Here is a 10,894-nt window from a genome sequence, read left to right on the forward strand (position 1 = left end):
GGTGGCTCGCAAACCCTGAGCGTCGCTTCGACGGCTCTGAGCAACGTGGCTAACCACGGTGCATGGAAGTCGCCTTTCTCGCTGGCCGTGAACATTCCGGTGGCCTCGAAGGCTCTGCTGGCTGGTGACTACCAAGGCACCGTCGCCGTCCAGATCCAGGCTTTCTGATTTAAAATAGTAAGCGTATTGCGCGCCCCGTTTCGGCGGGGCGCGCCTCTTGGTTTGCGCCTGCATATTCGTGCGACTGAATAAGCTTTGGCGTAACGTTTGCAGAATATCGTTCTGTTAGGTGCCGCCTGATCCGAAATGGAACGGGCGGAGCACCAGAGGAACCGGGGACAGACCACAAATGCCTTTTGCCATTCGATACTTGAACCGTTTTGCTGTGGGTCTTGCCGCAGTGGTGATCGGCGTTGCGGGTGTTTCTGCCGTGGCATGGGCCATGCGCGTATCCCCGATGGTCTCGGAACTGACGACGTCGGGCGCCGGATCAACCGCGCGTATCGAAGTGGGAAATGTGGGCAGTGCTGCCCTGCCGTTCGAGACGCTGCTGACCCGTATGGAAGTGGATGCCACAGGCAATGTGGTTGAAACGCCTGCGGACGAAGATTTTCTGATTTTCCCGCCGCAAGGTGTGGTGCCTGTTGGCGGCCGTCAGATTGTGCGCGTGCAATGGGTTGGCGCTCAGGAGCTGCCGGCCTCGCAAGCCTATTATCTATGGGTACGCCAGTTGCCGGTTCAAACCGAGGCACCGAATTCCGAGACCGGCGGCACGGCCTCGATTCAGGTCCTCTACACGATGAAGGCCCTGATCGTTGTGGCCCCTCAGGGTGCAGAGCCGAACGTGCAACTGGTTGCGGCGACGCCTGCAATGGTGGCACCGATGGCCCCTGAAATCGATCCGGAATTGGGAACGGCCGAGGCTGCGCCCCTGACCCACGGTGTCGAGGTCAAGGTGCGTAATACCGGTCGTCGCTATGCGCTGATGAGCGGTGCGAACTGGGTTATCGAAGCCACGGATACGGCCGGTAAGCCTTTCACACGCCAGTATACGGGTGACGAAATCTCGCAAAGCGTTGGCGTGGGCTATCTGCAGCCGCTGGGCGGCGAGCGCACCTTCCAGCTGCCGACCGAAACGCAACTGGATGGCACCAAGCCTATCAAGGTGCGGTTCACGCGATGAGAGGATTGAGCAATCCGGCGCGCTTGCGCATGGCGGCTTCGGCGGCTGTGCTGCTGGCGATCGCCTTTCCGGCGGCTGCCCAGGAAGCGGTGACAACGGATGCTGCGGGGCAAGAAGCTCCGGCGCGCCCCAATATCAACCCTTATGACCGCGACATCGGCATGACTGTGCCGTTGAACTTTAATCGTCGTGTTCTGGGCGAGATGGATGTCCTGCTGACGAAGGACGATCGTTTCATCGTCTATGCGTCCGGTTTTAAGGCCCTGATCAACCCGTTGCTGACCGAGGCGGCGCAGGCCGAGATCGCCGCTATTCTGGGGCAGAGTGAAAGCTTTAGCCCCGAGGAAATCGCAAACAGCGGTATCCGTCTGGAATATGATCCGACACAGCTGGCTGTGATGGTGCTGCGGATTGATCCGTCCAAACGGGCTATTGAAGACCTGTTCCAGCAAGGCAAACCCGAAGAGCATGCTGCTGCGCCCGAAGGGTTTTCGGCCTATCTGAACACCAGCCTTGGCGTCTCAAAACGCCATAATGTCAGCGACATGCAGGCCCCCAGCGTGTTCCTGAACGGTGCCGTGCGACTGGGCGGTGTGGTTCTGGAAACCGACTATCAGGGGCAGGAGGCTTTTGGCACGGGCGAGTACGAGTTCAATCGCCGCTATGCCCGTCTGGTCTATGATGATCCCGAGAACTTCCGCCGCTGGTGGGCGGGTGATCTGGATACCGAAATCCGCGGCCGCCAAAGCTATGTGCAGATGGGCGGTGTGGGCGTTGCCCGCCAGCGCCAGCGTTTCGAAAGCTTCCGCAACAGTGTGCTGTCCGGCAACCGTCAGGTTGTACTTCAGGAAGGCTCGACGGTTCGGGTCATGCGCAATGGCGTCTTTGTGCGCGAATTCCAGCTGGATGCAGGGCAGTACGATCTGTCCAATCTGCCGCTGGAAACCGGTTCCAACGACATCCAGCTGGAAATTCGTGATCAGTTGGGGCGCACCCAAACCCTGAACTACAGCGCCTATCTGGATTCCATCGATCTGGATCCGGGCGATTACGAGTACGGTGCCTTTCTGGGTATGACCAGCAGCGGCACATTCGGTACGCCCAACTATGATGACGGCCAACTCGCGTTTAGCGGCTATTGGCGCAAGGCGTTCGAGAACCGTCCGGCGCTGGGGCTTGGACTTCAGGCCAGCGAAGACATCCAGACCCTGACGGGGCAAACCCAGATCATTCTCAAAAACGGAAGCCGCCTGCGTCTGGATGCTGCAGTCAGCACCAATGCCGACGAGGGGCAGGGCTTTATGACGGCCCTCGGCTTCGACCACTTTGTGGATCGTGGCGATGTTTACGATTCATGGGCTGTCGCGGTGGAATACACTTCCGAGGATTTCTCCGCGATCGGAAATCCCATGGCCCAGAACCCGACAGAATGGTCGATGCAGGGGGCCTACACCCGCCGTTTCAGCCAATACTGGATGGGCTCGCTCAGTGCCGCCTATCGCATCAGCCGCAATTCCAGCTTTGACGACTCCTATAATATCAACGCCTACAGCACCTATAATTTCACTCCGGCATGGGGTGTGCAGGTGGGCGTGGAGTATGCGGATTACGGCCTGCCGTTCGCCAGCACTTCCGAAGGCTTTGGTGTCACCTTTGCCCTGATCTGGACGCCGCGCTTCGATCGTCGCGGCGAGGCACGTTATAATTCGGCCCGCAATTCCGGCTCGGTGCGTTACCAGCAGTCGGGCGAGAACCGTGCGGGGGCTTTGGGCTATTCGGTGGCCTCGACCTATGATGACGGTCCTGCGACCCTGTCGGCTCAGGTGGACTATGTCGGTAACCGCTTTGACGGTGCCTTGACCCATTCCGCATTCGGTCAGGACTTCAGCCGTATTACCGACCAGCAGATCACATCGCTGAGTGTCGGCTCGTCGCTGGCCTTTGCGGGCGGCAAGTTCGCGGTCGGTCGTCGCATCTATGACAGCTTCGCCATTGTCGATACGCATGAATCCCTTGACGGGCGTGATGCTATCGTCGGCGATAGCCTAGAAGGCGGGCGCTATAATTCGCGCAGCGGTGCCCTGGGGCCGGCGCTGGCCAACAACCTTAGCTCCTATGTGAACCAGTCGATCCGCTATGACGTGATCGATGTTCCGGCGGGCTATGACATCGGTGACGGCATCAAGCGTGTCCGTCCGGCCTATCGCAGTGGCTATGTTATCGTGGCGGGCAGTGATGCCTTCGTCTCGGCCATGGGTCGACTGGTGGGGCAGGGCGGTATTCCGGCCAGCCTGATGTCAGGCCGTATCTTCTCGGTCGATGAACCCGAGATCGAGCCTGAAATCTTCTTTACCAACTCGGTGGGCCGTTTCGCGATCCAGAAGCTGAAGCCGGGGCATACCTATCGGGTGGAGTTGTTCTCCTCTCCGGCGCAGGGCTTCCAGTTCAAGGTGCCAGAAGACAACGAGGGGCTTCTGGATCTCCAGACGGTTTCCTTACCCATCATCGTTACCGAGCAATGACAGGAGGGTCCGATAAAATGATCCGCTCCGCTTTACGCCGAAAGATAATCGCGGCCCTTGCTGTTGTGGCAGGTCTGGCCCTGTGGGCTCCGCAAGCTCTGGCACAGAACAAGTGCGAGTTGACGATGACCACTCCGTCGCAATGGGTGATCCGTCACGATCCGTTCGGGGACAACCAGGTGTCGTCGCCGTTCGAAATCCAGTTCTCAAACGCTGGCCGCACACCTTGCGTGGGGCGTCTGGAGGTAACTTCAGTGGGCAACAAGCGGGTACTGGAAAGCCGGACCAGCGCCCAGACTGTACCTTTTGCTCTGCGCGATGAATCTAACCGCAATAACCTGACCCCGGGCTCTTCGGAAAATCTGGTTGGCCGCACCACGCTTGTGCGTGCAGGCAGTACCGCAACCGGTCGGATTACTTTCACAGTTATTCCGCCCGCAGATATTGCTGCGGGTCGCTATACCCAGACGGTGACGGTCCAGTTCCGTATGCCCAATGGCGAAATCCATTCGGCAACCGATGTGACGCTGGTCTTCGAGGTCACGCCGTCGTTGATTATCGGTCTGGCTGGCGAGTTTACCCGCGTGAACGGAACGCCGACGCTGAATCTGGGCGATCTGACCCAGAACGGCGTGGTGCCGTTGAATGCCAAGGTCTATGTGCGCGCCAGCAGCGGATATCAGGTGACGGTCACGTCCCAGAATGGCGGTCTGTTGCTGCATGAACAGCCGGGTTGGGCCATTCCCTATGGCCTGCGTCTGGGTGGAACCGATATCAATCTGGGCGTTCCGCACGTTATGAGCAGCCGCGAATCGCGTGCCCGCGTTGACGACTATCCGCTGCGTATCGATGTACGCGATATCGGCGCCAAACGTGCGGGCCGTTACAAAGACATTATCCGCTTTACCGTGACGGCGATTTAAGATCGCAGTTGCACAACAAAAAACGCCCCGTCCATAAAGACGGGGCGTTTTCGTTAGGTGTGACCGTCGATCAGATCGGCTGGATCGTCAGGGCCAGGATCAGCGGCTGTTCCAGATTTACATTCTGGAACTTGTAGGAAACGGTGCGGATGGTGGCCATGTTCGACTGGCGCAGGACCTGCTGACCGCTGGAGGAAAGCTCGACAGCTTGATCGTTATAGATCATGCGGGCGCTCTCGCCGGTGCCAAGCTGGCGGTACTGGGCGCTAACGGTATAGCCCCCCGGATTGTTGCAGGCCTCGATCACAGCGCCGGTTGCGCCTTCTTCTGCGGTTACCGTGCGGTCAGGGCGCACCCAGCAGGAAACCGGAACGTGTGCACGGACGCGGAAGTTTCCGCTGGCAGTGTCCTTGGCTTGAACTGTGGCTGGCATAGCCATGAGGGCCACAGCCATCGATACGGCGGCTAAAGCGAAACTCTTCATGGTTACAGACCCCTTTATGACGCTTCTGTCATTGCAATCGCTGTGTCTGTTCTAACCAGCAGCCGTTAATCTGAGGCGATCAGACACGCTTAGCGCTCTTTTAAAGCTTAGGGTGAACAACGCTTTAACCTAGATCAAAGCTATCCGAGCGCGTTTTGGAATGTTTAAAACCGATTAACCATGTTCTTCCTATTCTCCGATCAAAGGTCCAGCATGGGTTGCTTGATTCGAGGGGAGGAGCGCATCGTGCCGCTACAGGTTTTCAAGGGTAAGGGCCGCTACGCACGTCGTGTGATCCATACACGCGAGGGTAGCCTTCTGTTTCGTCTGTTCACGAACTGGTTACGTCGCGGGGCATTTCCGGCCCGCTGATGATGACGCCCCATCCCGTATTTGCTGACGCGCCCGTTACCATATTCGAGAAGATGTCGGGGCTGGCGCGCGAATACGGGGCGATCAATCTGGGGCAGGGTTTTCCGGAAGACCCCGGTCCTCTGGCGCTGAGGGAGCGGGCCGCGCACGCTGCCCTGCATGGCTGGAACCAGTATGCGCCGTCTCGCGGTCTGCCCGAGTTGCGACAGGCCGTTGCCGAACATTATAATCGTATGCAGGGCACTGACCTGACGACGGATCAGGTATTGGTGACATCCGGCGCGACCGAGGCCATTGCCGCTGCCGTTATGGCGTGGGTCCGGTCCGGCGATGAGGTCATCGTTTTCGAGCCTGCCTATGATGCCTATCGTCCGCTGGTCGAGCGGGCAGGCGGCATTGTCAAACCTGTACGGCTGGAGCCGCCGCACTGGCAGATCACGGCCCAGATGCTGGATCAGGCCATTGGGCCGCGCACGCGGGCGATCCTGTTCAATAATCCAATGAACCCGGCCACCAAGATGTTCGGGGCCGACGAGCTGGCGGCGTTGGCCAAGGCCTGTGTGGCGCATGACCTGGTGGTGATCAGCGACGAGGTCTGGGAGCATGTGCGTCTGACCGACAGGGCGCATATTCCACTGGCCACGATCGAGGGCATGTGCGAGCGCACGATCAAAATCGGCTCGGCGGGCAAGATGTTCGGCCTGACCGGCTGGAAGGTCGGTTTTGCCTGTGCGGTGCCGCACCTGCTGGATCCCGTCGCGCGGGCGCACCAGTTCCTGACCTTTTCCACGCCCCCGCTGTTACAGACCGCTGTGGCCGAGGGGCTGGGCTGGGACGGGCAATGGTATGTGCAAATGGCGCAGGAGATGGCAGCCCGCTGCGAGTATCTGCGACAGGCCTTGATGGCGCAGGGCTATGTCTGTCTGGACAGCCACGGCACCTATTTTCTGAATGTCGATCTGCAGGCGTCAGGCATAACCATGGGCGATGCGGATTTCTGCGAAGCGATTGTGCGCGAGTTCGGTGTGGCCGCGATCCCTGTATCGGCCTTTGTGTCCGATGCGGAGCAGGGGCGTATCGTGCGTCTGTGCTTTGCAAAGCCTGAAACGGTGCTGGACGAAGCCGCCCGGCGGCTGGGGCAGGCACGCATAATTCTGGCCAAGCGTTGACCTTGACGGCTGGATCGCACACTTAGCCACAAGTCTAGGTAGTAGGTTCCATGTTTCGCGCCGATGTCTTGAGCCGAGCAGTTGCCCTTGCGGCTGCGGTATTTCTGGTATCAGCGTCCCACAGTTCTGCAGGTCCGGTAGGCGATATGATGCCTCTGAGCGGACCGGCGGCCGTTCGGGGCAGGGACTCGTCTGCTCTGGATTATGCCTTGGCTGTAAGGCAGCGGGCGATGGCCACCGACTTCGCGTCACTGGACCGGTACGGCCTCGCGGCCATGGCCAACGCCACTCCCGATAATATGGGTCGCCTCGAACATCTGACCGTATTGATGGGCGATCAGGGCGAGTACGAGGCCGCGATCCAGTGGAATGCGCGTCTGCGCCAAATGGCACTCCAGAGCGGTGACGATGTTTATCTGGGGGTGGTCGAGGTCAATGACGCGACCATCCGTCAACAGCGCGACAAGTCGGTCACGATGGCCGATGCTGACAGGCTGGTGGCCAAATATGCGGGCACGATGGCTGGGTTTCGTGCGAAAATCCTCAAAGCCCGCCTGCTGATCGACAACCAGCAAGCGCCCGCCGCGCTGGCACTTTTACGCGATGCCTATCGTGACCTGCCGGTTGACCGGCACGGGGATCGGGGCATCGAGGTGCGCCTTTTGAGCTATATCGGACTGGCCCACAGCCAGTTGCACGATGTGTCCGGCTATCTGAAGGCGATGAAGCGGGCCGAAGGGGCCATGCAGGCCAGCGGCTATCCGTGGCCTGACTATGAGGCGGTCTATAATCTGTCGCTGACACTGGCCTTTGTCGGGCGATATGACGAGGCCTATCAGGTCATGCGGGTCTATCAGTCACTGGCCGAGCATACGGGTACGCCGATGCGCCGGGCGATGGCCGGTGGTCTGTGCGGCTATGTGGCGGTGACGCGCGATGACTGGCCGGCGGTTCTGGCGTGTTACGCGCCATTTGGGCCAGCGCTGGATGTGCCTGCATCCTTGGCCCCATCGATGCTGCCGCGCCGTGCCGTGGGTTATGCGCGGACGGGGCAACTGGCTCTGGCCCGCAAGGACATTCGCGAAATCCGCCGCCGTATCGATGCGAGCGAGATGCCGTTCACGCCCGCCGTTCACCGTGCCGAGGCAGAGGTGCTTCTGGCGTCGGGCGATTACCGGCAAGGGATCAAGGCCCTGCGAGACTATCATCTGAGCCAGTACCGCAGGGCGACCCAAAGGTCTGCGCAGGTGATGGAGGATGTGGTCGTCGATATCGACGAGCAGCTTCAGCAGGCACAGCGCCAAAACGAACTGCGCGCCCGCACGATTGCGACCCAGTGGTGGTTGATAGGGGCGATAACCGTCCTGATCGCAGGCCTGATCCTGCTGTTGCTACGCCAGCGCCGCATGTCGCAGGCATTGGAAAAGGCCCATGCCCGCGAGCGCGAGGAGAATGCCCGCCGCGCCCAGTTCTTTGCCGATGTCAGCCATGAGATTCGCACGCCTCTGAATGGCGTGGTGGCTATGGCAGATGCCTTGCGCAAGGAAGACCTGCCGCACGATGTCGCCGAGAAGGTGCGTCTGATCGCGACCTCCAGCGAGATGCTGGACCGGCTTTTGTCCGATGTTCTGGACAATGCGAAGATGGAAGCGGGCGAACTGACCATCGAGACCCAGCCGTTCGATCTGGCGCAACTGGTCCGTGATGTCGTGGCTCTGTGGCGCTCAAAGGCCGAAACGCACGATCTGAAACTGTCCCTGCAAACCGATCTGGGAGACAGTTACTGGGTGAAGGGCGACGATGTCCGACTGGGCGAGGTGCTGAACAATCTGCTCAGCAATGCCCTGAAGTTCACTCCGCAGGGGCGTATCCTGCTCAGCGTCGTCAGGATGCCGGACGAGCAATGCCTGTTTGTGGTGACCGATACGGGTATCGGTTTTGATGCGGGCAGCAACGGCCATATCTTCGAGCGCTATCGTCAGGCTGACGGGACGATCTCGAACCGTTTTGGCGGAACGGGGCTGGGCCTGTCGATCAGCAGCAATCTGGTAAAGATGATGGGCGGGCGGCTGAATGCAGCCAGCAAGCCGGGCGAGGGCGCACAGTTCTGGTTCAGCCTGCCCCTGCCGCAAACACATGACCGGTCTGTGGAGCTTCCAGCCAGTGACGCCGGTCACGCCAAAGAGCGTGTAGCCGACACGCAGGCGCTGCGGGTTCTGATTGTCGATGACAATACGATCAACCAGAACATCGTCGGGATTCTTCTGAACGGCGACGAGTACCAGCTGACCTATGCGGCAAACGGGCTGGAAGCCCTCGAGGCGGCATCAAAGGGGGGCTTTGATGTGATCTTGATGGATGTGCAGATGCCGGTCATGGACGGTCTGGAGGCGGTACGCCGCATCCGGATGGCGGAACAGGCCAAGGGGGCATCGCCCGCCGCCATTGTCGTCTGTTCGGCCAATGATAATGCCGAGGATCGCAAGCGTGCCATCGAGGCCGGAGCCGATGGCTATGTCGCCAAGCCTATCGTGCTGGAACAACTGCTGGGAGCCATGCACAGCGCGATGCAAATCCGCGCACGTCAGGGCCCCAATGCGGGCATCGATATTATGGATATAGCGCTGGATTAAGGGAGCGGGGCGATGCGGGCGCGGCATCACAAGGCAAAGTCATCCATCCCCAATCAGCCCAGCGGCAGCTCCCTTGCTGAGTAGATACGATACGAAGGACGAACATGCCCCAAGCATAAATAGAGCGTCGCTTTCGTCGACTGTGGGGCTATCCTTGAATACAAGCGCGTGACGTATACCTTCGTCGTCTGAAGTGTACCCGTATAACTGACTAAATGCGGCTTTAAGGCCGCCATGGATGTGGCCCTTCTGGTCAAGAGCATTCAACGCTTTACCGAGCGTGTTACTTTCAGGAGCAAGTACCGTAGCGGTTGCTTCAACGGCATGAATACTGTTGCGTACGCTGCCGCTCCAATCGCCGCGACGCAAATCTACTGAGGCCTGTAGGAGGTGCTGGCTTGCGCCGGGTACAACTTCCTTAGTGGTAGCAATAGCACCTTCAAGAGAGGCGGCTACCTCTGCAGTGCCGATAGCGGAGACCGTTTGATTGTCGAGGATGCGATAAGCGCTCCTGCTGTCGATAAGGGCGGTTCGGAGGTCGTTCTGAAGAGTTGAGCAACAAAGATTGTGATTTAATTAAAATTCAACATAATCAAGTATTTGATTGAATGATCCTCGGGTTATTAGTTTTTTTATTAGCCCAACTTGAGTATGGTGAGAGGGGTCATGGGTATCAATATTGTTGAAATATAATTTAACGTGCGCGTCTTTATTAATTGTTTCCCATGGTTTTAATATAAATGATCCATTGTAATTGTTTATTGTTGACTTTTCGAGGTCTTTATAAATCGCGTAGTGGAGAAGGTTTCTAGCTTTTTCGTCTAGTTCTCCTAACTTCAACTGTGGTGGCGTTACGGTTATGCCGGTGCGTTGTGAAAAAGTGAGCGACGCGCGATCTTCCATGAATATGAACTCCCCTTCGATGTTTATCGAACGGTGATCGTATTTGTAAGAAGTGAACGCTGGAAGTGGAGAAATCAGTGGGGCGCGCTTGGGGGCTTTAAAGTCACCTGCGAAGATATCGGGATCTGACTGATATTGCTTTATAAAATTATATGCACTTGCATAAAGTCACCTAGGTGACCTGCTATCGCGCGATAATTTGGGGAGCGGAAAACTAACCCAGAGAGGGGAAGTTATTGATTTTATCAAGAGAAACGATGGTGGGTGATCACGGGCTCGAACCGTGGACCCGCTGATTAAGAGACGCTGTTCGAGTATTGATTTTTCAGTGTATTTTTACCAAAGCGGCATGATGGTGGGCTATAAATTTCAATGGCTTATGTTGATTTTTCCAACAGGAATCGTGCCGCTATTGGCGTAGGTGAGGCACGCTCGCACGCGTAAGGTTTATTTAGACGAATTCACTGACTCACATCCGCTGATGGCTGCGGATTAAGACTATCAAAGACGAACGGGCAGGAGATGGATCTTGCCGCGCCAAATAGTTTGAAATGCTTCTGAGGTTGGCATTCTTGGTGCGTCCGTTCTTGTCGTGGCAGCGGTATAATGCATCTCGACTGTTGAACTGGAAGGGCTAGGTTCAGCCTTGGGGTCGCTAGGCTCAGGACTCATAGCCAAAAGAGCACTGTAGCGGCGAGGGCTATG

6 protein-coding genes are annotated in these 10,894 nt (G+C 58.1%); 5 read left to right on the plus strand and 1 reads right to left on the minus strand.

Annotated elements, in window-relative coordinates; all coding sequences use genetic code 11:
* Nucleotides 1-349 precede the first annotated feature (349 nt).
* From RSB01_RS11620 to RSB01_RS11630, 3 genes are read left to right on the plus strand one after another with little or no spacing between them, the layout of a single operon-like run.
* A complete protein-coding gene (locus RSB01_RS11620) occupies nucleotides 350-1,183 on the plus strand; it encodes a hypothetical protein (RefSeq protein ID WP_332620161.1) in 834 nt (277 codons plus the stop codon).
* A 5-nt stretch (nucleotides 1,184-1,188) separates the two neighbouring features.
* A complete protein-coding gene (locus RSB01_RS11625; RefSeq protein ID WP_332591072.1) occupies nucleotides 1,189-3,705 on the plus strand; it encodes a hypothetical protein in 2,517 nt (838 codons plus the stop codon).
* 17 nt (nucleotides 3,706-3,722) lie between these two features.
* Nucleotides 3,723-4,628 (plus strand): hypothetical protein, encoded by a 906-nt coding sequence (locus tag RSB01_RS11630; RefSeq protein WP_332591073.1) that lies wholly within the window; start codon nucleotides 3,723-3,725, stop codon nucleotides 4,626-4,628.
* A 70-nt stretch (nucleotides 4,629-4,698) separates the two neighbouring features.
* On the opposite strand, the gene RSB01_RS11635 is transcribed toward RSB01_RS11630, so the two are convergent.
* A complete protein-coding gene (locus tag RSB01_RS11635) occupies nucleotides 4,699-5,112 on the minus strand; it encodes a hypothetical protein (RefSeq protein ID WP_332591074.1) in 414 nt (137 codons plus the stop codon).
* Between the two features lie 371 nt (nucleotides 5,113-5,483).
* Here RSB01_RS11635 and RSB01_RS11640 point away from each other — a divergent pair, with 371 nt between their 5' ends.
* Together RSB01_RS11640 and RSB01_RS11645 are read left to right on the plus strand one after the other, a co-directional pair.
* Nucleotides 5,484-6,653: an aminotransferase gene (locus RSB01_RS11640; RefSeq protein ID WP_332591075.1), complete on the plus strand. Its 1,170-nt coding sequence runs from the start codon at nucleotides 5,484-5,486 to the stop codon at nucleotides 6,651-6,653.
* Between the two features lie 230 nt (nucleotides 6,654-6,883).
* Complete coding sequence (locus tag RSB01_RS11645) at nucleotides 6,884-9,286, plus strand: ATP-binding protein (protein WP_332591076.1); 2,403 nt, start codon at nucleotides 6,884-6,886, stop codon at nucleotides 9,284-9,286.
* Nucleotides 9,287-10,894 lie beyond the last annotated feature (1,608 nt).

Origin of the sequence: Brevundimonas sp., from assembly GCF_036659295.1 — a bacterium.
Lineage (GTDB): Bacteria > Pseudomonadota > Alphaproteobacteria > Caulobacterales > Caulobacteraceae > Brevundimonas.